Source organism: Amycolatopsis sp. cg9, assembly GCF_041346945.1.
In the GTDB taxonomy this organism is placed as follows: Bacteria; Actinomycetota; Actinomycetes; order Mycobacteriales; family Pseudonocardiaceae; genus Amycolatopsis.
Genome location: NZ_CP166850.1, coordinates 1,689,867 through 1,710,814, shown reverse-complemented (window position 1 = coordinate 1,710,814; position 20,948 = coordinate 1,689,867). Strand labels below are relative to the sequence as shown.

16 protein-coding genes and 1 pseudogene are annotated in these 20,948 nt (G+C 72.6%); 10 read left to right on the top strand and 7 right to left on the bottom strand.

All coding sequences use genetic code 11. From position 1 onward, the window contains the following. Positions 1–61: 61 nt before the first annotated feature. A complete protein-coding gene (locus AB5J73_RS07770; RefSeq protein WP_370969013.1) occupies positions 62–991 on the bottom strand; it encodes an o-succinylbenzoate synthase in 930 nt (309 codons plus the stop codon). Between the two features lie 75 nt (positions 992–1,066). Here AB5J73_RS07770 and AB5J73_RS07765 point away from each other — a divergent pair, with 75 nt between their 5' ends. Next, a complete protein-coding gene (locus tag AB5J73_RS07765) occupies positions 1,067–3,856 on the top strand; it encodes a BTAD domain-containing putative transcriptional regulator (protein ID WP_370969012.1) in 2,790 nt (929 codons plus the stop codon). A 101-nt stretch (positions 3,857–3,957) separates the two neighbouring features. Here the strand turns inward: AB5J73_RS07765 and AB5J73_RS07760 are convergent, their stop codons facing one another. Beyond that, positions 3,958–4,803 (bottom strand): DUF72 domain-containing protein, encoded by an 846-nt coding sequence (locus tag AB5J73_RS07760; RefSeq protein WP_370969011.1) that lies wholly within the window; start codon positions 4,801–4,803, stop codon positions 3,958–3,960. A gap of 726 nt (positions 4,804–5,529) precedes the next feature. After that, positions 5,530–6,291: a DUF4253 domain-containing protein gene (locus AB5J73_RS07755; RefSeq protein ID WP_370969010.1), complete on the bottom strand. Its 762-nt coding sequence runs from the start codon at positions 6,289–6,291 to the stop codon at positions 5,530–5,532. Between the two features lie 252 nt (positions 6,292–6,543). On the opposite strand from AB5J73_RS07755, the gene AB5J73_RS07750 reads away from it, so the two are divergent. Next, on the top strand, positions 6,544–7,176 hold the full coding sequence (locus AB5J73_RS07750) for a hypothetical protein (protein ID WP_370969009.1): 633 nt from the start codon (positions 6,544–6,546) through the stop codon (positions 7,174–7,176). Further along, a complete protein-coding gene (locus tag AB5J73_RS07745; RefSeq protein ID WP_370969008.1) occupies positions 7,173–8,303 on the top strand; it encodes a PrsW family intramembrane metalloprotease in 1,131 nt (376 codons plus the stop codon). The genes AB5J73_RS07750 and AB5J73_RS07745 overlap by 4 nt, the downstream gene beginning before the upstream one ends. Before the next feature lie 168 nt (positions 8,304–8,471). Here AB5J73_RS07745 and AB5J73_RS07740 read toward each other — a convergent pair whose 3' ends face one another. Continuing rightward, positions 8,472–9,044, bottom strand: a complete 573-nt coding sequence (locus tag AB5J73_RS07740) for a TIGR03086 family metal-binding protein (RefSeq protein WP_370969007.1) — start codon at positions 9,042–9,044, stop codon at positions 8,472–8,474. Further along, positions 9,041–10,687: a DNA repair helicase XPB gene (locus AB5J73_RS07735; RefSeq protein WP_370969006.1), complete on the bottom strand. Its 1,647-nt coding sequence runs from the start codon at positions 10,685–10,687 to the stop codon at positions 9,041–9,043. The genes AB5J73_RS07740 and AB5J73_RS07735 overlap by 4 nt, the downstream gene beginning before the upstream one ends. 75 nt (positions 10,688–10,762) lie before the next feature. On the opposite strand from AB5J73_RS07735, the gene AB5J73_RS07730 reads away from it, so the two are divergent. After that, on the top strand, positions 10,763–11,380 hold the full coding sequence (locus AB5J73_RS07730; protein WP_370969005.1) for a hypothetical protein: 618 nt from the start codon (positions 10,763–10,765) through the stop codon (positions 11,378–11,380). Here the strand turns inward: AB5J73_RS07730 and AB5J73_RS07725 are convergent. After that, positions 11,377–12,762, bottom strand: coding sequence for an FAD-dependent monooxygenase (locus tag AB5J73_RS07725; protein ID WP_370969004.1), 1,386 nt, complete (start codon positions 12,760–12,762; stop codon positions 11,377–11,379). The genes AB5J73_RS07730 and AB5J73_RS07725 overlap by 4 nt on opposite strands. Before the next feature lie 58 nt (positions 12,763–12,820). Next, on the bottom strand, positions 12,821–13,786 hold the full coding sequence (locus tag AB5J73_RS07720; RefSeq protein ID WP_370969003.1) for an ABC transporter substrate-binding protein: 966 nt from the start codon (positions 13,784–13,786) through the stop codon (positions 12,821–12,823). A gap of 186 nt (positions 13,787–13,972) precedes the next feature. Here AB5J73_RS07720 and AB5J73_RS07715 point away from each other — a divergent pair. The 6 genes and pseudogenes from AB5J73_RS07715 (at position 13,973) to AB5J73_RS07690 (ending at position 20,898) form a co-directional block, all read left to right on the top strand. Beyond that, positions 13,973–16,722 (top strand): annotated as a pseudogene (locus AB5J73_RS07715) (nitrate- and nitrite sensing domain-containing protein). A gap of 13 nt (positions 16,723–16,735) precedes the next feature. After that, positions 16,736–17,413: a copper homeostasis protein CutC gene (locus AB5J73_RS07710; RefSeq protein WP_370969002.1), complete on the top strand. Its 678-nt coding sequence runs from the start codon at positions 16,736–16,738 to the stop codon at positions 17,411–17,413. 170 nt (positions 17,414–17,583) lie between these two features. Further along, on the top strand, positions 17,584–17,889 hold the full coding sequence (locus tag AB5J73_RS07705; RefSeq protein WP_370969001.1) for a hypothetical protein: 306 nt from the start codon (positions 17,584–17,586) through the stop codon (positions 17,887–17,889). Continuing rightward, positions 17,886–18,098 carry a hypothetical protein gene (locus AB5J73_RS07700; protein ID WP_370969000.1) on the top strand — a complete coding sequence of 71 codons (213 nt, stop codon included), beginning with the start codon at positions 17,886–17,888 and terminating at the stop codon, positions 18,096–18,098. Before AB5J73_RS07705 ends, AB5J73_RS07700 begins: the two co-directional genes overlap by 4 nt. Positions 18,099–18,145: 47 nt before the next feature. Next, positions 18,146–19,108: a hypothetical protein gene (locus AB5J73_RS07695; protein ID WP_370968999.1), complete on the top strand. Its 963-nt coding sequence runs from the start codon at positions 18,146–18,148 to the stop codon at positions 19,106–19,108. A gap of 140 nt (positions 19,109–19,248) precedes the next feature. Then, on the top strand, positions 19,249–20,898 hold the full coding sequence (locus AB5J73_RS07690) for a protease pro-enzyme activation domain-containing protein (protein ID WP_370968998.1): 1,650 nt from the start codon (positions 19,249–19,251) through the stop codon (positions 20,896–20,898). The last annotated feature ends 50 nt before the right edge of the window (positions 20,899–20,948 follow it).

The following is a 20,948-nucleotide window of genomic DNA, read 5'->3' as shown; positions in this document are numbered from 1 at the left end:
CAGGTCACCCTGACCACATCGGGAACGGCCCGGACCCCGACCCTGAACTTCGCACTCGGGGTCAGGTGAGCGCGCGCACCCTCGCCAGGCGCGCTTCCCACGAGGCTTGGACGCCGGGTGCGGCCAGGTACGCGTCCGTGGGCTCCGGGGCCCGGCGCGGCACCGGCAGGTGACCGTCCACAGGGGACAGCGAGTCGGCGCAGACGTCGCCGGTCAGCAACGAAATCGTGCCCAGTCCACAAGCGAATTCGAGTTCCGGGAGCGCGCCCGCCAGTGCCAGGCCGGCGGCCAGGCCGACGCTCGTCTCCACCGCCGACGACACCACGCACGGCAGCCCGCAAGCCTCCGCGACCTCCAGCGCCCGCCGCACGCCCCCGAGGGGCGCCACCTTCAGCACCGCGATGTCCGCCGCTCCGGCGACCGCCACCTTCAGCGGGTCTTCCGCGCGGCGGATCGACTCGTCCGCGGCGATCCGGACGCCCACCCGGCGGCGCACCGCGGCCAGGTCGTCGATCGTCGGGCACGGCTGCTCCGCGTACTCCAGCCCGCCCGCCGCCTTGTCGAGGTCCGTGATCGCGCGGACCGCCGTGTCGACGTCCCAGGCCGTGTTGGCGTCGACGCGGATCGCGCCGTCCGGGCCGAGCGCGTCGCGGACCGCCTCGACCCGGGCGCAGTCGTCCGCCAGGGAGACGCGCGGGTCCGCGACCTTCACCTTCGCCGTGCGGCAGCCGGACGCGCGCACGAGTTCGTACGCCTTCTCGGGCGCGACCACCGGGACGGTCGTGTTCACCTCGACCCGGTCGCGGACCGGCGCCGGCCAGCCGGCTTCGCTCGCTTCCAGCGCCGCCCGCAGCCAGGGCGCGCTCTCGGCGTCCGAGTAGTCGGCGAACGGGCAGAACTCGCCCCAGCCCGCCGGGCCGCGCAGCAGGACGCCTTCACGGACGGTGATGCCGCGGAACCGGGTGCGCAGGGGAATCGCGTAGACCTTCATCAAGGCCGATCATGCCACCGTCCCAGGATCGGCGAACGGATGCAGAACCGCGCATTCGGAGGAGAGAATGACCCCGTGGTCCTCGACTTCCGCGTGCTGGGTCCGGCCGAGGTCACGGCCGACGGCCGCCCGGTACCGCTCGGGGGCAGCCGGCCGCTGATCGTGCTGGCCGGGCTTCTGCTGCGCGCGAACCGGGTCGTGCCGGTCGAGGAGCTGGGCCGCTGGCTGTGGGCCGACGACCGCCGCCGCTCCAAGGGCGCGCTCCAGACGTACGTGCTGCGCCTGCGCCGGGCGCTGGGCGACCAGGTCGCGATCCGCACCGAAAGCGGCGGCTACCTGATCGAACTCGACGACGGCCTGCTCGACCTGTCCCGGTTCCGCGCCCTCGCCGCCCGCGGCAAGGCCGAACTCGACCGGGGCGAGAGCCGCCGGGCGGCCGCGCACTTCGCCGAGGCGCTCGAACAGTGGCGCGGGCCGGCGCTGCTCAACGTCGAGTCGGACGCGCTCCACCGCGACGAAGCCGGCCAGCTGGCCGAGGAACGGCTGCGGGTCCGCGAACAGTGGGCGGACGCGCTGCTCGACGTCGGCGAGTACGCCACCGTCATCCCCGAACTGACCCGGCTGACCAGGGAAAACCCGTTGCGGGAGCGGCTGCACGAGCAGCTGATGGCCGCGCTGTACCGGTCGGGCCGGCGAGCTGACGCGCTCGACGTGTACGGCCGGATCAGCGCGGTGCTCGCCGACGAGCTCGGGCTCGACCCCGGGCCGTCGCTGCAGCGCACCCGCCAGGCGATCCTCACCGGCGCCGACGAGTCCGCCCGGTTGGCCCGCTACCGGCTGGGCGCCGAACCGCAGGTGCCGCACCAGCTGCCCGCCGACCTGCGGACCTTCTCCGGGCGCGAGTCCGACCTCAAGGCGTTGCACGCGCTGGTGCCGGAGGCGGTCGACGCCGGCGCGTCGACGCCGATCGCGTCCGTCGAAGGCATGGGCGGCCTCGGCAAGACGACGCTGGCCGTGCACTTCGCGCACGAGATCGCCGACCGGTTCCCCGGCGGGCAGGTCTACCTGAACCTGCGCGGCTACGGCCCCGGCGAACCGGTCGAGCCGTCGACGGCGCTGGAGGCGATGCTCACCGCGCTCGGCGTGCCGTGCGACGCGATCCCGGCCGACCTCGACGGCCGCGCGGCGAGCTGGCGGACGCACACCGCGGGACGGCGGCTGCTGGTCCTGCTCGACAACGCCAACCGCACCGAGCAGGTGCGCCCGCTGCTGCCGGGGCCGGGCTGCCTGGTCGTGGTCACCAGCCGCTGGCAGCTGCGCGGACTGGTCGCGACGCACGGCGCGCGTCGGATCGCGCTGGAGGAGCTCGGCGACGAGGACGCCGCCGAGCTGCTCGCGGCCACGATCGGCGTCGAGCGGGTGGCCCGCGACCCGGCGGCGGCCGAACGGTTCGTGCGCCACTGCGGCGGGCTGCCACTGGCCATCCGGATCCTCGCGGTGCGGGCGGCGCAGTTCCCCGACCTGCCGCTCGACGAGTTCGCGGGCTCGATCGAGAACGACCTGCTCGGTTCGTTCGACCTCGCCGACGGCGAAGGGACGAACATCCGCTCGGTGCTGTCGTACTCCTACCAGGCGCTGGAGCCACCGGCGGCGCGGCTGCTGCGGCTGCTCGGCCTGGCCACCGGCGCCGACTTCACCGCCCCGGTGGCGGCCGCGGTCGCCGGGCTGGACCTCGCGACGGCCCGTGCGGTCCTGGAGACCCTGGCGTCCGCGCACCTGCTGGCCCAGCCGCGCCCGGGCCGCTACCAGTTCCACGACCTGATCCGGGCCTACGCCGGCGAAGTCGCTTCGCAGGTCGACTCGGCTTCGCAGCGAGCCGCGGCCTTGGACCGGCTGCTGGGCTGGTACCTGGCGTCGGCCCTCGACGCGTCCCGCCGGATGCGGCCGGAGCGCTACTACCGGCTGCTGGAGCTCGACGACCTCGACGGCGGTCTCTCCTTCGGCTCCCACCACGAGGCGCTGGACTGGTTCGTCGAAGAGTCCGCCAACCTCATCGCCGCGGTGCACCTGGCGCGCCGGCTCGGCCGCGACGACGTCTGCTGGAAGCTCGCTTGGCTGCTGCAGAGCTACTTCGTGACGCGCTCGCGCCTGGACGACTGGCGTTCGGTGTTCACGGTGGCGCTCGAAGCGGCCCGGGCGAGCGGCCACCGCCCCGGCGAGGCGGGCATCCTCAGCGGCCTCGGCGTCGTCAACGGCGTCGCCCGGAACTACGCGGAATCGCGGCGGTACCTGGAGCAGGTGCTGGCGATCCAGCGCGAGCTCGGCGCGCGGGAGGGCGAGGCGCGGGCGCAGTACAACCTGGCGCTGGCTTCGCACAACTTGGACGAGTACGCGTGGGCGTACGAGCACGGCAAGCAGGCCCTGGAGATCGTCCGCGAGCTGCGGATGGGCCAGTTCGAAGCGAGCGTGCTGCGCGCGCTCGGCGACGTGTGCACGTCGATGGGCGACCACGAGCAGGCCCTGCGCCTGGCGGACGCGGCACTGGCCGTCGTCGGCCCGGACGGCCGGCCGGTGGACACCCGCTTCACCCAGCACACCAGAGGCCTGGCCCTGATCGGCCTCGGCCGGTTCGACGAGGGCATCGCGTGCATCCACGACTCGGTCACGATGTTCTTCGAGATGGGCGAGCAGTACGAAGCCGCGGACGTCCTGGCCCAGCTGGGCACCATCTATTCGAGGTACGGCGCTGAGGCCTTGGCCCGCGAGTGCTGGCTCAGCTCGGTCCGGCTGCTGACCGAACTGGGCCACCCGGACGCCGACGACGTCCGCGCCAAGCTGGCGGCGTCGGTGAGCGCGGGAGGGTGACGGGGTACGTGCGGCGGACCGCCCGCGTGCCGACCCCCAGCGACAGCACGCAAGCGGGTCCGCCCGCCCGACGAGTCAAGCGGACCCCGCTCACTGTCCGCTCACTGCTCACCCGGCGGAGCCACCCCGAGCAGGTCGGCGAGGCACTCGGCGTTGCGCGGCGCCTCCACCTTGACGTCGTTGTCGAAGTAGACGTGCACGTCCCGCCGCCCGCCGTCGTGCCAGGTCTTGATCTTGTCGGCCCAGGTGCGCAGGGCCTGGTCGGAGTAGCCGCTGACGTAGAGCTCCTCGTCGCCGTGCAGCCGCACGTAGGCGAAGCCGGCGGTCTGGTCCTCGAGGAACGGCCACTTGCCCGCGGTGTCGGCGACGACGAGCGCGATGTCGTGTTCCCGCAGCAGGTGCGTCGCCGCGGGCTGCGCGAAGCTGAGGTGCCGGACTTCGAGCGCGTGCTGCAGCGGTTTCCGCGGTCCGCTTTCGAGGTAGGGCGCGCCTTTGAGCTTGTCGTCGTGCTTCTTGGCCAGCTCGGCGGCCTCGGTGGTGGTGCGGGGCAGGAGCGCGAAGAAGTTCGCGAGCCGGTCCGGGTCGAACGCGAACCGGGGCGGGAGCTGCCAGAGGAACGGACCCAGTTTCGCGCCGAGAGCGAGGACTCCGGAGGCGTAGAAGTTCGCGAGAGCGGTCTCGACGTCGCGGAGCTGCTTCATGTGCGTGATGAAGCGACCGCCTTTGACGGCGAAGAGGAACCCCGCCGGCGTCTCGTCGAACCACGCGCGGTACCGCTCGGGGCGCTGGAGCGAGTAGAAGGAGCCGTTGATCTCGACGGCGTTCATCCGCCGCGAGAGGTATTCGAGCTCCCGCCGTTGAGCGAGCCCGTGCGGGTAGAAGACGCCCCGCCAGGGCGGATAGCGCCAGCCCGACGTCCCGATCCGGATTTCGGCGATCGCCCTCACCGCCTTCCCGCGAGGGGTGTTTCCCGCTCGACGGCGAGTCGAAACCCGGCGCCGGCCGGACTGGTGGACCGGGGGTCGGGACAAGCGACCTGAGTTCGGGGACGGCCGTCTCAGTGGGCCTTTGAAGCGTTTGCTCATCGCACCGCCGGGGTGAAGTGGAGTCGGGTGATTGCCTGACCACGCGGGGCGCGCACGGTCACGACGGTCGCGCGGAGACGTGGCCGGGCAAGGGAAGCAGGCTGGCCCGGCCCGGTGCTCTGGCCGGAACCGCTGCCCTGGCCCCGAACCCACCTCCTTGCCCGGAGCGGGGGCTCTGGTCGGCGCCGTCGCCCGGCCGCGGACCCGGCGCCCCGCTCGGGTCCGCGGCCCAGCTCGGGTCCCGGCCCTGCCTGGAACCGCAGCGGTGCCCGGATCCGCCGCCCTGGCCGGATCCGCCGCCCCGCCCCGGAACCGTCGTGCTGCCCGGAGTTGCCGCCAGCCCCGGATCCGGATCCGCCGCCTCGCTCCGGACCGTGGACCTGCCCGGAGCCGCTGCCCTGGCCCCGGATCCGCAGCCTTGCCTGGAGCGGTGGACCTGGCTGCGCCGTCTCCCGGCCGCGGACCCGGCGCCCCGCTCGGAGCCCGTGGCCCAGCTCGGGTCCCGGCCCTGCCTGGATCCGCCGCCCCGCCCGGGATCCCCGCCCGCGATCGACCTCCCCGCAGCGGAGACCCGTGGGCGCTTTCTCGCTACGCCCAGGAGAACCTCCAATGCCGCGACTGCACCAACCCCGACGCGTACTCCCGCAAATTCCCCGGCTGCCCCGCGAACGTCGGCAGGCTGAACGCCCGGTGTTCCGCCGCCACCGTCAATGCCCTCGCCTGGTTGCGTGGGGGTGCTGCCACCGACAGCTCGATCGCGTCGAAGCCCAGCACCACCAGCGTTGCTCCGAACCGGTCCTCCCAGCTGCGCAACACCGCCGACAGCTCGGCCACCTGGTCCGTGCACTTGATCATCCCCGTCCAGCCCAGCAGCGCCGGGATGTCGGCGGGGCGCTCGGTCTGGACCAAGCCCAGCCGGTGCGGGGCTCGGGTGGCCAGGATCGAACCCGTGTTGCCCGCTTCCGCCAAGGGGTCCGACTTGCGCGGGCTTCGCTTCGCCAGCCCCGGGAAGCGGGCGCCGAAGGGGCGGAGGCAGGCGCCGTCGCAGCAGGACGTGTCCCACCAGCGGGACAGGGCCGCCGCCGGGTCGGCGGCCGCCACCCGGTGGCCTGCCGGGGCGAGGCGGCCGCGGTCGTCGATCCAGTCCTCGCCGTTCGCCGCGAAGCGCTGGTCGTGGGGGATCAGCACCGGCCACAACCCGGACCGCTCGAACTCCGCCACGCAGCGGAGGTAGCGCTCCGGCCGGGTCAAGGGCAGGTCGGACACCCACAGCCGGCCGTGCCACGACCCCGGTGGCAGGGTCTGGACCGGCGGCGCGGGCGTACCGGGGCGGAGCGGTGCGATCGTCATGGACGTCCCCTCGAACTTGTGTTCGGCTACTGCTCCTCGAACAGTAGTTCGAGGGTCCGACAATTTCCAGCGATTCCCCCGCTCATCCGTTCGAGTGAATCCGCAAACCTGCAGGTCAGGAGCATGAGCGAGACTCGTGAGGTGGAAGTTGCTCCTGTGACGATTCGCTGGGCCGAAGGGGTGGCCGAAGCGGAGAAGGTGCGAACCGGATGGAGCCTGCTTACAGTTCCCGCGGAGAAGAGGGGGCCGCCGGTGACCGACCGCGCACAGGAACCGCCGCGGGGCTGGGTGCCCGTGGAGCACCGGTTCGCCGGGCTGGACCGGCGGACCTTCAAACCCGCGTTGCTCGCGCTCGGCGTGGCGCTCGTGCTGATCTACGGGCTGCCCGCGCTCAACTCCGCGATCCCGTGGCACAACGAGACCAAGGCCGGCGACGTCCTCGACCTCGGCGGCGGGGCGACGGCGGTCCCACCGGTGGGCTGGCAGCTCGAAAGCGGCACCCTGACCGGCACCGCCGTACCCGCGAGCCCCACGAACCTGCAGATCACCCTGGCCACCGGCGGCGCGTCCATCGAGCTCCGCGGCGCGCCCTACACCGGGTCGGCGGACGCGTTCCTCGACCAGGTCGAACGGGCCGAGGGCGACGCGCCGGGAGTCGACGGGGCCCGGGGCAGCGTCACGACCGCCGCCGGGCTGACCGGCGTCGTCCAGGCCGGCACCGGGCCGGCCGGCGACGCGCTGGACGTCGCCTTCAAGGTCGGGCAGCCGGTCGACGCCGCACCCGCGCTGCTGGTCCGGGTGCGCACCGGGCCGGACCAGTTCGAGCGCTACCGCGACGAAGTGACGGCGTTCCTGCGCAGCATCACCCCGGGCGCGGCCCGATGAGCGCCAAGGCGGCCCAGCTGGCCGCGATCGAGGAGTCGGGCTGGGGCGAGCCGTTCCGGTTCTTCCAGCCGCAGAACCTGGCCTTCTGGGTGTACCTGCTCGGCCTCGGCGGCGGGGCGCTGGCGATCGTGCGGTACTTCGGCGACGGCGGCTTCTACACCCCGGCGCTGACCGGCGGCGTGCTGTTGTTCGCGCTGTACCTCGTACCGTGGTTGCTGCTGCTGCGCCACCAGAACCGCTACACCGCGCAGCCGGGCGGGCTCCTCGCGGCGGGCTTCGCCTGGGGCGGCGTCGCCGCGACGTTCTGGATCGCGCTCCCGGCCAACAGCGCGCTGCTGGAGATCTGGACGAAGCTCGGCGGCACCGCCTTCGCGAACAGCTGGGCCGCCGGGCTCACCGCCCCGATCAACGAGGAGTGGGGCAAGGCGCTCGGTCTCGTCCTGCTGATCGGGCTCGCCCCGCGGCTGGTCCGCAGCGCCTACGACGGGTTCATCATCGGCGCGTTCATCGGCCTCGGCTTCCAGGTGTTCGAGGACGTGCTCTACGTCTACAACGGCGCCGCCCAGACCTTCGGCGCGAACCAGCTCGGCACGTCGCTGCAGATCTTCGTCATCCGCGGCGCGACGGGGGTCGTGTCGCACGCGCTGTTCAGCGCCATCTTCTGCACGGGCCTGATGTGGGTGCTGGGCCGCGCGCGGGGCGAGCGCCGGGTGGTCCTCGGCGTGCTGTGCATGGCGGTGGCGATGGTGTTCCACTTCGCCTGGGACGACATGACCGGGCTCGCCGGCGGCGGTTCGCTGGCCGTCGTGCTGCCGTTCGCGATCGCGGCCGTCGAGCTCGTCGCCCTGGTCGCGGTGCTGCGCCGCGCCGCCGGCCGGGAGCGGAGCTGGATGCGGGACCTGCTCGGGCCGGAAGCCGAGGCCGGGGTGGTCGGGCCCGCGCTGCTCGACGCGGTCAGCGGTCTGCGCAAGGACCGCAAGAAGTTCCGCAAGCAGGTGCACAGCCGCCGCCGCGCCCGCCACCTCCTCGACGCGGCGGGCGACCTCGCGCGGGAGATCTCCCGCGCCGGCGGCGAGGAAACCGGCCGCGTCGCGCACGCCCGGGCCGAACTCGAGCGGCTCGCTTAGCGGTTGGGGCGCCAGGGGCCACGCGCCGGACGGGGCGGGGCCGAGGGACGCTCGGTCGACGGTCAGCGCGCCAGGGGCCCGCTCAGCCGGTGAGGGGCGCGAAGGTCGCGCGCTTGACGGCCGGGGCCGCCAGGGGCTCCTGCGCTGAACAGCCGGGGCGCCGCCCGCTCAACGCTCAGCGCGCCACGGAACCGCACGCCCGGTGAACGCCGCCAGCCGGTCGAGGGCCGGGGCGTCGTCGTCGATCGAACGCGCCTCGGCGAACCGGCCGCTCCGATCCTGCGCGGGCAGCTGGTCCAGCACGAACGCCAGCGACCGCTCGACGAGGTCGTCCGGCACGGCCACCTCGATCCCGGTCGCCTGCGCCAGGTCCCAGCTGTGCGTGAGCAGGTCCGCGACCCGCCACCGCAGCCGGTCGGTGCCGGTCGTGGTGCCGAGGGGGGTCGTGCGGACGCGGTCCAGTGCGCCGGGGCGGGCCGCGGCCGCGCGCAGGGCCGCCGACGACCGGCGGAACGCGCCCGCGGGGTCGTCGCCGAGGTGGTCGGCCGCGCGGTCGGGCGGTGGGGTGTCCGAGAACATCGCGGTGAGCACGAGGTCCAGGCCGACGAGGTGACCCGTCAGGTCCCGCACGGTCCACTTCTCGCACGGCGTGGGCGCGGTCCACTGCCCGGGGCCGACGCGGTCGAGCAGGCCGCCGGCCGCCGCGACCGCGCGGTCCAGGTCGTCGATGGGGCCGGTCAAAGCGGCCGGAGCAGGTCGTCGGCGTCGACGATGTGGTACGCGTAGCCCTGCTCCGCGAGGAACCGCTGCCGGTGCGCCGCGTACTCCGTGTCGACCGTGTCGCGCGAGACGATCGAGTAGAAGTGCGCCTGCCGGCCGTCGCCCTTGGGCCGCAGCAACCGCCCGAGGCGCTGGGCTTCCTCCTGCCGCGAACCGAACGTGCCCGAGATCTGGATCGCCACCGACGCCTCGGGCAGGTCGATCGAGAAGTTCGCGACCTTCGACACCACGAGCGTCTTGATCTCGCCGCGGCGGAACTTGTCGAACAGCTCCTCGCGCTCCTTGTTGCGCGTCGCGCCCTGGATGACCGGCGCGTCGAGCTCGTCGCCGAGCATCTCCAGCTGGTCGAGGTAGGCGCCGATGACCAGGGTCGGCTCGCCAGCGTGCTTCTGCACGATCGACTTGATCACCGGGGTCTTCGTCAACGCCGTCGCGGCCAGCTTGTAGCGCTCGTCGGCCTCGGCCGTCGCGTACTCGAGCCGTTCGGCGTCGGTCAGCGTCACGCGGACTTCGGTGCACTCCGCCGGCGCGATCCAGCCCTGCGCCTCGATGTCGCGCCACGGCACGTCGTAGCGCTTCGGCCCGATCAGCGAGAAGACGTCGCCCTCGCGGCCGTCCTCGCGCACCAGCGTCGCGGTCAGGCCGAGCCGGCGCCGGGACTGCAGGTCGGCCGTCATCCGGAACACCGGCGCCGGCAGCAGGTGGACCTCGTCGTAGACGACCAGGCCCCAGTCGCGCGAGTCGAACAGCTCCAGGTGCTTGTACTCGCCCTTGGTCTTGCGGGTGATCACCTGGTAGGTCGCGATGGTGACCGGCCGGATCTCCTTCTTCTCGCCGGAGTACTCGCCGATCTCCTCCTCGGTCAGCGACGTCCGCGCGATCAGCTCGCGCTTCCACTGCCGCCCGGCGACCGTGTTGGTCACCAGGATCAGCGTCGTCGCCGCCGCCTTCGCCATGGCCGCCGCGCCGACCATCGTCTTGCCCGCGCCGCACGGGAGCACGACGACGCCGGAGCCGCCCGCCCAGAACGCCTCCGCGGCCTGGCGCTGGTAGTCGCGCAGCTGCCAGTCCGTTTCGTCGAGCGCGATCGGGTGCGCCTCGCCGTCGACGTACCCGGCGAGGTCCTCGGCCGGCCAGCCGACCTTCAGCAGCGCCTGCTTGAGCCGCCCGCGCTCGGACGGGTGCACGACGACGGTGTCGTCGTCGATCCGCGCGCCCAGCATCGGGCTGATCTTCTTGTTCCGGATCACCTCGGCCAGCACCGCGCGGTCGGTGGTCGACATGACCAGCCCGTGCGCCGGGTGGTTGGCGATCTGCAGCCGCCCGAAGCGGCCCATCACGTCGACGACGTCGATCAGCAGCGGCTGCGGCACCGGGAAGCGCGAGTACGTCGTCAGCGCGTCGACGACCTGCTCGGCGTCGTGGCCGGCGGCGCGCGCGTTCCACAGGGCCAGCGGCGTGATCCGGTAGGTGTGCACGTGTTCCGGCGCCCGTTCGAGCTCGGCGAACGGCGCGATGGAGATCCGCGCGTCGTCGGCCTGGGGGTGGTCGACCTCCAGGAGCACGGTCTTGTCGGACTGGACGATCAGCGGGCCATCAGTCACAACTACTGTTATACGTGCCTCGCTCGCGGCCGGCTTCGATGGGACGAGGTGCCGAGGGGATCACTGGAGGGCACGTTGACCACACCACCGTCCGACGACAACCCGTTCCGGACGCCCGACTACGCGACGCAGTACACGCCGATGCCGCCGGTTTCGGGGCAGCCTGCCATCCCGCACTGGTTCACCGTGAAGGTGCGGATCACGCTCGCCGCCTGCGTCGTGCTGGCGCTGGGGCTCGGCTCGCTGGCCGCGCTGGGCCTCAACTCGCTCGACGGCAGCGGCACGCCGGGGGACGGCGACTGCCTGTACCTGACGCGGGAGAGCGGCGACCGGACCGCCTACCACCGCGTCGGCTGCGGCTCGGACAGCGCGACGTACAAGGTCGAAAACGCCTACCGCGGGGCCATCTCGTGCGCGTCCGGCGACTACGTGCGGTTCCGGCTCGGTTCCGGCTCCGGCGAGACGCTCTGCCTGGTGCTGAACGTCCGGTCCGGCGACTGCGTGCGCGGTGTCGAGGACGAGACGACCATCACCAAGGTGAGCTGCACCGACCCGGCGGCGCAGGACCGCGTCCAGGTCGTCTCCGGCTTCGGTGACGAAGACGCCTGCGGCGAGAACGCGGACAAGGTCCTCATGTACCAGGGCCCGCCGCGGCGGACGGTCTGCCTGGTGAAGACCGGCGAGAACATCTAGCCGAACCAGCGGCCCAGCTCGGCGGGGTCGACGGCGTACCCGTCCGGGCGGACCAGCAGCAGCCGGCCGCGGTACTCCGCGTCGCCGGTGCTCGCGCGCACCCGGCGCACCTGCCCGGTGAAGCCCGCCGGGACCGGGTGGTCGCCGAGGTCGAGTAGCAGGCCGCGGCCGTCCCGCAGCAACGCCGAAAGCCGGGTCGGGCCGGCCGCGGTCGTCAGGTCGAGGTCCGGGACCCGGTGCGCGCCCGGGTAGCCGAGACCGAGGCCGGACAGCAGCCCGCTGAAGTACCGGTTGCCGTCCGGCGTCCGCATCAGGTCGACGACGATCTCGCGCAGCGCCTCGACGTTCTCGCTCCGGTCGGGCGTGGTGAACACCCGCTGGGCGGCCGTATGCCGCAGCACGCGCGCGGCCGCCGGGTGGCGCTCGGCGTGGTAGGTGTCCAGCAGCCCGGACGGCGCCGTGCCGCGGACGGTCGCGGCCAGCTTCCAGCCCAGGTTCATCGCGTCCTGCACCCCGAGGTTGAGCCCCTGCCCGCCGAGTGGCGGGTGGATGTGGGCGGCGTCGCCGGCGAAGAGCACCTGGCCGTGCCGGTACCGCTCCAGCTGCCGCGTCGCGTCGTTGAACCGCGAAGCGCCGTACACCTCGCCCAGGCGCGTCTCGGCGCCGTACAGGGCCGTCAGCGCTTCGGTCACTTCGGTGTCCGACACGGGTGCGTCGCGACCGGGCTGCCGCGTCGCCGAGCCGAAGACGAACCGGTGGCCGTCGTCGCCGAGCGGGGTGAGCATCGCCCAGTAGCCGTTCGCCTGCCGCGTGACCTCGCTGAAGTGCGTGGCGCGGGCCGGGACGAGCGCGGACGCGGTGGCGAGCCGGACGTGCGCGAGCGTGGCGACGTAGGTCTCGGTGCGGCCGGGGAACGGCACCCCGAGGAGCCGCCGGACGGTGCTGTGCGCGCCGTCGCAGGCGACCAGCCAGCGCGCCCGCCGGCCGTCGACCGTGACGCCGTCGTCGTCGGCCTCGACGGTGGTCACGTCGTGGCCGCGTTCGACGACCGCGCCGTGCTTCACGGCGTGCTCGGCCAGCATCGCCTCGACGTCGTCCTGGGTGCGGTTGAGCACCCGTGGGTGGCGGGTCCGCCAGACGCTGTGGTCCAGCGGCACCGGGAGCCCGGCGAAGTGCCCGCTGGGGCCGTCGACCTCCTGGCCGGCGGGGTCGAGGCCGCGGAGTTCGAGCAGCTCGGCGGTGCGGGGCTGGAGCCCGACCGGCCGGGGCAGGCCGGGCCCCGTGCGGCGTTCCAGGACGGTCACCTCGACGCCGGCCATGGCGAGTTCGGCGGCGAGCACCAGCCCGGTGGGGCCGGCACCGGTGATCAGGACGTCGGTCATCACGCACTCCTCAAGTAGACTGAGTGCAAAAGTAGACCAAGTGCAAATATGGCGGTAGCTAATAACCGTTCTGGTCGGGGAGCAGCGCCTGGACGTCGAGGCGGTTCGCCAGCAGGCCCGAGTTGTGCATCAGGTCCGCCACCCGCTGCAGCCGGATGCCGTTGAGCGACGCCGGGTACGAGCCGAGCGAGATGAGGGCCGCCGTCGTCGAGTCGATGTCGGAGAACTTCGGGAGCGCGTCGCGGACCACCGCCGGGTCGGTCGCGCTCTGCTGGGCCGACCCCAGCGCCGTGCGGAACGCCGCCAGGGTGCGTGGGTTGGCCTGCGCGAACGGCTTGGCCGACGCGTAGCCGGACAGCGGGAAGTCGAGCGTCGAACCGCGGGCGCCATCGGCCAGGATGTGCGCGCCGAGGTCCTTCTCGGCGCGGGTGATGTACGGCTCGATCATCAGCGCCGCGTCCGCGTCGCCCGCCTGGAGCGCCTGCGGCATCCCGTCGAAGCCCACCTGCCGGAACTTGATCTTCGCCCCGTCGACGCCCGCGGTGACCAGCACCGAACGCGCGACCAGCGCGCCGATGTCGTCGAGCGTGTTGACCGCGATCTCGGGCGACTTCTTCGCCGTCGGCACGGTGTAGTCGGAGCCGGGCAGGGTGACCAGCGCCATCGTGTTGGGCCCGGCCGTGTAGGCCTCGCCCTGCAGCTGCAACGCCGACCCGCCGGCCGCCGCGCGGAACATCGCGATGTCGGAGGCGAAGGTGACGTCGAGATCGCCGGCGGCCACCTTGGCCAGCCCGTCGTCGGCACCGAGTTCCACCAGTTGGACGTTCAGCCCGGTGGTGCCGAACTTCCCGCTCGCCACGGCGATCCGCAGCGGGGCCGTGTCGATGGCGTTGCCCACACCGACGCGCAGGGTCGTCCGTTCCAGCGGTGGCGGGGCCGCCGGGGTGCCCGAAGAGAACACGCTGCACCCTGCGGTCGCCAGAAGCGCCGCTACCAGCGGAATCGTCCGTCCGCGTCTGATCATGAACCTTCACCTACCGCGAGAATCTGGTTCTCGTGCTGGATCGTATGGTCCGCGCCCCATACGATCGCGGGCAGGGCCGGATCGCGCCAGCGCGGCTTTCGGATCTCCACGGTGCGGGCTACCGTTCAGTAGGTTCGAGTGTTGTCAGATCCGCGGGTTCCCGCCCGCGGTGGAAAAGGAAACCAGGTGACCCGTCGCGACAAGCGTCCCCGCAAGGGCGGCGACGCGGCGGATCCGCGTCCGGCCGGTGGCCGCTGGCGATTGCGGAACTGGCGCCTCGGCACGAAGCTCTTCGCCGTACTGCTGATCCCGGCGCTCGCCGTGATCGCGCTCGTCGGCCTGCGGATCAGCTCCGACCTGCGCGACGCGCAGCAGCTCGCCGAGTTCGCCACCCGCGGCCGCGTCGACAGCACCGTCGCCGAAGCCGTCCACGAACTGCAGCGCGAGCGCGACCTCACCGTCCGGTTCGTCGCCCAGAACCGCCAGGGCGACACCGCCGACCTCACCGCCCAGCGCAACCGCGTCGACCAGGCGATCGGCACGTTCGAGCGGACGCTCGCCGACAGCAAGCCGCGGCTGGACGCGAAGGCCGCGGACAGCCTGCAGCAGACCGACGACCGGCTGCGCGTGCTCGGCGGCCTCCGGTTCTCCGCGGAACACTCGGCGTTCCCCGCCGACGCGGTCCTGCGCTCCTACAGCGAGCTGATCTCCGGCCTGCTCGACATCAGCGACTCGGCCGCCGCCGACGTCTCCGACCCGGAGCTCGCGCGGCTGCGGCTGGCGGGCAACGCGCTGGCCCGGATCAAGGACCAGATGTCGGTCAAGCGGGCGGTGATGGCCGAGGCGCTCGCGGCGGGCACGCTGAACCGCGACCGCACGCGCGCGCTGCTCGGCGCGGAGGCCGAGCTGGCCGCCGCGCGCAACGACTACCGCACCTTCGCGACGCCCGACCAGCAGCGGATGTTCGACGACACGGTGATCGGGCTGGTCGTCGACATCGGCAACGACATGGTCGAGTCCGCGCTCACCCGCACCGAGAACGCCCAGAACCTCTCGGGCCTCGACCCGAACCAGTGGGACACCTCGGCGACCCACACGGTGAACCTCACCCACCAGGTGCAGCAGGCGCTGCTGGTCCAGTTGCAGGAACGCACCGACGCGCTGGCGGCGCAGGCCCGCACGGCGGCGCTCTGGGACGGCGGCGTGGTGCTCGGCGTCCTCCTCGTCGCGGGCGTGCTGTCGGTGGTCATCGCGCGGTCCCTGTTGCGCCCCTTGCGGATCCTGCGCCGGACCGCCCTCGAGGTGGCCGAGCACCGGCTGCCCGCGGCCGTGCAGAACCTGCTCACCGACCCCGAGCCCGCACCGGAGAACCTGCGGAAACGGCTGGCCGTCGCGCCCGTGCCGGTGTTCACCCGCGAAGAGGTGGGCCAGGTGGCGCGCGCGTTCGACGCGGTGCACGGCGAGGCCGTCCGGCTCGCCGGCGAGCAGGCGATGCTGCGCGAGAACGTCAACGCGATGTTCGTCAACCTCTCGCAGCGGAGCCAGGACCTCGTCGAGCGGCAGCTGTCGGTGCTCGACCGGATGGAGGCCGACGAGCAGGACCCGGACACCCTCGCCGGGCTGTTCGAGCTCGACCACCTCGCCACGCGGATGCGGCGCAACAGCGAGAACCTGCTGGTGCTCTCCGGCCACGACTCCGCGCGCGAGGACGCCGGCGCGGTCTCGGCCGACGAGATCGTCGGCGCCGCGCTCTCGGAGGTCGAGCACTACCAGCGGATCGAGCTCGGCCCGGCGCCGCAGGTCGCGGTGCGCGGCGAGGCCGTCAACGACCTCGTGCACGTCGTTTCGGAGCTGCTCGAGAACGCGACCCGCTATTCCGGCGACGAGACGGTCACCGTGTCCAGCGCCGAAACCCACGACGGCGACTGGCAGATCGAGATCGTCGACCACGGCGCCGGCATGCCGCAGGCGGAGATCGACCGCACCAACGTGCGGCTCGCGCACCCGCCGGACGTCGACGTCGAGGTGTCGCGCCGGATGGGGCTGTTCGTGGTGGCGACGCTGGCCACCCGCCACCACATCGACGTCAGCCTGAGCGCGGGCGCGGAGTCCGGGCTGGTCGCGACGGTCCTGGTGCCGTCGGCCCTGATCGTCGAGCTGCCGCCGATGCCCGCACCGCCCCCGCCCGCCGAACCGGCCGCGCAGCCGGAGCCCGAACTGCTGGCGCCGCTCGCCCCGCTGACCCCGCCGGAACCCGAGCCGGAGCCGGAACCGGAAGAGCTGTCCCCGCCGTCGATCGAGGCCGGCCCGCCGCGCCGGGCCCCGGTGGTGGCCCGCGAACAGGCGCCCGAGTGGCCGGTCGCGGACGACGACACGCACCTCGACTTCGACGCCCCGACCGAGCGGATGCCCGCCTACCGCGACGTCCTGTCCCGCTGGTTCGACGCGGCCGCGGCGCCCGAACAGCCACGCCGCCCGGCGGAACCGCGTCCGGTGGCCGAAGAACCGCGCCCGGCCGAACCGGAGCCGCGGCACGCGCTCGCCGCCGCCCCGCCCCCACCCCCGCCCCCACCCCCGCACTTTCACGTGAAAGTGCGGGGGACGCGAGCGCCGCACTTTCACGTGAAAGTGCGGGCGGGGCGGCGAACCCGGACGACGAGGACACCGAACCGCGGCTCCGGCCGGTCTCGCCGCCGGCCGCGATCGAGCCCGAGTACGAGTGGCCGACCCCGGCCGAACTGGAACAGGAAGACGGCGCGGAGGACACGTGGCCGTTCCTCCAGACCGACGACGTGGCCGCCGGGCCGGGAGCGGTGCCGGAACAGCGGCCGATACTCTCACTTTCCCCGGAAGCGGTGCGCGAGCGGATGACGAGCCTTCAAGGCGGCTTCCGGCGAGGGCGGCACGCGAGGGGAGACGACACCCGGAACCAGTGAAACGGATTGAGGCATGAGCTCGAAGACGCCCTTGCTGGAAGTGATCGCGCTGGACGCGGCGGACGCCGAAGGCGCGCAGGCGGGCGGGGCGGACCGCCTCGAACTGGTCGCTGACATGGCTCAGGACGGCCTGACGCCGTCGGTCGAGACGCTCCGGGACGTGCAGTCGGCGACCGATCTCCCGGTCCGGGTCATGCTGCGGGACAACGGGTCCTTCGCCGTCGGCGACCTCGAAGGGCTGCGCGCGGACACCGCCCGGCTGATCGATGCGGGCGCACGCGAGTTCGTCTTCGGCTTCCTCACCGTCGACAGCGAGATCGACGTGGACGCCTGCGAAGCGCTGATCAAGGAGATCGACGGCCTGCCGTGGACGTTCCACCGCGCCATCGACCGGACGCGCGACCCGCTGCGCGCGTACGACCAGCTGGCCGCGCTCGGCTGCGACACGGTGCTCGCCGCGGGCCACCCGAACGGCGTCGCGAGCGGGCTTTCGGTGCTGCAGCGGCTCGCGCAGCGCGACAGCGGGCCGGAGTTGCTCGTCGGCGGGGGTTTGCGGGCGCAGCAGGTGCACCTGTTGCGCGCGGGCGGGGTGCGCGGGTTCCATGTCGGGAGTGCGGTGCGGCCGGGCGGGTGGCAGGCGCCGGTGGCCGCGGAAACCGTGCGTGACTGGGTGGATCTCGTCAAATCCTGATCCACTGCGAAACCCGCAAGGGTGCCGCTTCCGGAATCGGGAATCCGCAGCCGGTCATACCAGTATCCGTTTTCTTGAATCGGCTGTATGAAACTGCATTCGGGCCTTGCGAATGCCGGTTCGACGTCGGTTGTGCAACTGCACGTGCAGTACCCTGGTTCGCCTGCTTGGTGGCTGAAGCTGTGGCAGGCGCTGGCTATCGTGAGCTTGAAGTCGTGGAGCAGTGGCAGATTCCGGTGGGCGGCGCGACCGGAGACGGGCGGGTCGCGGAGCGCCCCAATGGTGTCAAGAATTGTTCGGCCAACACAGGAGGCGGCGCTGTGAGCGCGCGTATTCGGTTCGCGGTCAATTCGATGAGGGGCCATCAAGAAACCAGGATGGTGACCATCCGGTGGATTTTTGTCGCCCGGGAGCGGCTGATTACCCGCGGTTATCGCGCGAGTGCGTCCGGAACGAGCCGGAAGGCCGAATCGTGACCGGCGCGCTGCCGCGTCAGCGCGGCCCCGAAACCTCCGAAGACGAGTTCGCCCGACTGGGGCTTGGCGGCTCGCTCGCCCTCACCGGCCTCTTGGCCGCCGTCAAGATCGCGGAAACCGCCACCGGCGTGGTGCTGACCGCCACCGGGGTGCTCCCCGGTGCCAACACCCCGAAGGAGAGGGCACCGGCCCGGCCCGGCGGGGAATGACCCGAGGGCTGCCCGTGGTGGCGGCTCTCTTCGGACGGAGGGCCGCCATGACCGGCAACGACGGGCAGGAAGACCTCCGCGGTACGCGTGTGGGGATAGCCGACGTGCGGCGGTGGGAAGACGCGGTCGCGGAACTGAGGGCGCTGGACTACCGCTACGGCGGCGGCGCCTGCCGAGCGGCCGTCGAAGCGCGGCTCCCGGCCGCTGTCGCGCTGCTGGACGGCGTGACCAAGCCCGGCGTCTTCACGCGGCTCTGCACCGCCGTCGCGGACCTGTACAACCTCGCCGGCTGGACGAACTTCGACCAGGACCGCCCGGCCGCCGCGCTGGCCGCGTTCGCGCGGGCGCTGGAACTCGCCGGGCAGGCGGGCAACGACGACCTCCGGGCCAACATCCACTACCGCACCGGACGGCTGCACCTGCACTACGGCGCCGTCGACGCGGCGCTGGCGGAGTTCGAGCGGGGCCGGGACGCGGCGGTGCTGGCGCGGTCGACGCTCGCGCAGGCGATCCTGTCGGCCAACCAGGCCTGGGCCTACGCCAAGAAGGCCGACGTCGGCGGCGCGCTGACCTACCTGCGCCGCGCCCGCGAGGAGTTCGCGGAAGCCGCCGATCGCCAGCCCTCGCCGTGGGCCGAGTTCTTCGGGCCCACCGACCTCGCGGCGATGGTCGGCACGGTGCACGCGGAACTGGCGCAGGTGGTCGACATCCGGCACGGCCGGGACGGGATCCCCGCGCTCACCGAGGCGATCGCCGGATACGGCCGCGGGATGACCCGCAGCCGGTCGCTGACCTTGATCTGGCTGGCCACGGTGCACGCGCTGGACGGCGACCTCGACGTCGCCTCGGCCGTCGGGCGGGAGGCGATCGAGCTGGCGGCCGCGTTGCGGTCGCCGCGGACCCGGCAGCGGCTGCACTCGCTGACCTCGGCGGCCCGGCGGTTTTCCGGCAATGCGGACGCCCGGGATATCGCCGACCGAGTCGACGTTCTCCGGCAATCTGGACAATAATCGAATGGTAAACAATTCGCAAAGCCGAATGGCAGCCAAAAGTAGGTTCCTGATCGCAATAACGGTTTCTTATGCTTCTCGGCAACCTGCGGCGAGCATTCCGCGCAGGCCCGGTCCCCACCGCCGAGAGGAAATTCCCCATGCGCTTGCGCAAGCTCGTCGCGGCCGCTGTGCCGCTGCCTGCGTTGCTCGGCCTCGCCGTGGCCGTCCCGGCCGCCGCGGCGTCGGAACCCCTGGTCACGCTGGCTGACAACGCCGCTCCACTGGTCGACAGCGTCCGCACCGGCGACGCCGCGGCCGACCGGCCGATCACCGCGGCGCTTTCGCTGAAACTGCACGACCAGCAGGCGCTGGAAAAGTTCCTCGCCGACGTGCAGAACCCCGCTTCGCCGCAATACCACCGGTTTCTGACCCCGGCGCAGTTCACCGCGAGGTTCGGTCCGACGCAGGCCGACGTCGACAAGGCCGTCTCATTCCTCGGGAAATCGGGCGCGACCGGGATCGAGGTTTCCGGGAACCGGCAGGCGATCACGTTCACCGGCTCGGCGGCGCAGCTCGAATCGGCGTTCCGCACCCGGATCGGGACCTACCACGACCGGGTCTCCGGCCGCGACTTCTTCGCCAACGACGCCGCGCCTGCCCTGCCCGCCGGCGTCTCGGACGTCGTGGGCGGCGTCGTCGGCCTCGACGACCACGCGGTGCGCACCCACTCGTCGAAGGCCGCCGTGAAGCCCAACGTCGTCAAGGCCGTGACGCCGCCGGTGCTCAAGACCGCCTACGGCACCAGCGGCCTCTCGGCGACCGGCAGCGGCGTCAAGGTCGGCTTCGTCGAGTTCGACGGCTACCAGAAGGCCAACATCACCAAGTACGACAGCACGTACGGCCTTTCGGCGGGCTCGGTGACCACGGTGCCGGTCAGCGGCGCGAACTACGACTCGTCGCCGGGCGACGGCCAGATCGAGGTCGAGCTCGACATCGAGGTCGTGCACGCGCTGGCCGCGGCCGCCGGCGACTACGTCTACGAGGCGCCGAACTCCAGCGCGGGCGAGCTCGCGATGTACCAGAAGATCGCGTCCGACCACACGGTCAACGTCGTCTCGATCTCCTGGGGCGCCTGCGAGTCCGCCGAGGGGTCGAGCGCGGCGAAGAGCGTCAGCAACGCGATCGCGACCGGCACCGCGGAGGGCATCTCGTACTTCGCGGCCGCGGGCGACGACGGCACGACCGACTGCTACCGCCAGACCGGCTCGACGGCGAAGGCGGTCGACTTCCCGGCCTCGAGCCCGAACGTCACCGGCGTCGGCGGCACGCAGCTGACGGTCACGTCGTCGAACACCTACAGCAGCGAGACGGCCTGGAACGACGGCGCGTCGAACGGCTCGACCGGCGGCGGCATCTCGACGGTGTTCGCGGCGCCGTCGTGGCAGTCCTCGCAGAGCACGACGAACCGCAAGGTGCCGGACGTCTCCGCGGACGCGGCGAGCGGCTCGGGCTACTACATCTACACGGCGGGCTCGTGGGAAACGGTCTGGGGCACGTCGGGCGCGGCCCCGCTGTGGGCGGCCTTCGCGACGCTGCAGAACCAGGTCCACGGCGGCGGCCTCGGCAACCTGAACCCGACGTTCTACTCGATCGGCAACGGTTCGTCCTACGCCACGGGCTTCCACGACGTGACGACCGGCAACAACTCCCTGCACGGCACGACCGGCTTCACCGCCGGCACGAAGTACGACCAGGTGACCGGCTGGGGCTCGTTCAAGGGCGCCGGGCTGTCGGGCCTGATCGGCTGAACCCGGACGACCGACCCAGGGCCGCGGCGCTCCGCCGCGGCCCTGGCTGC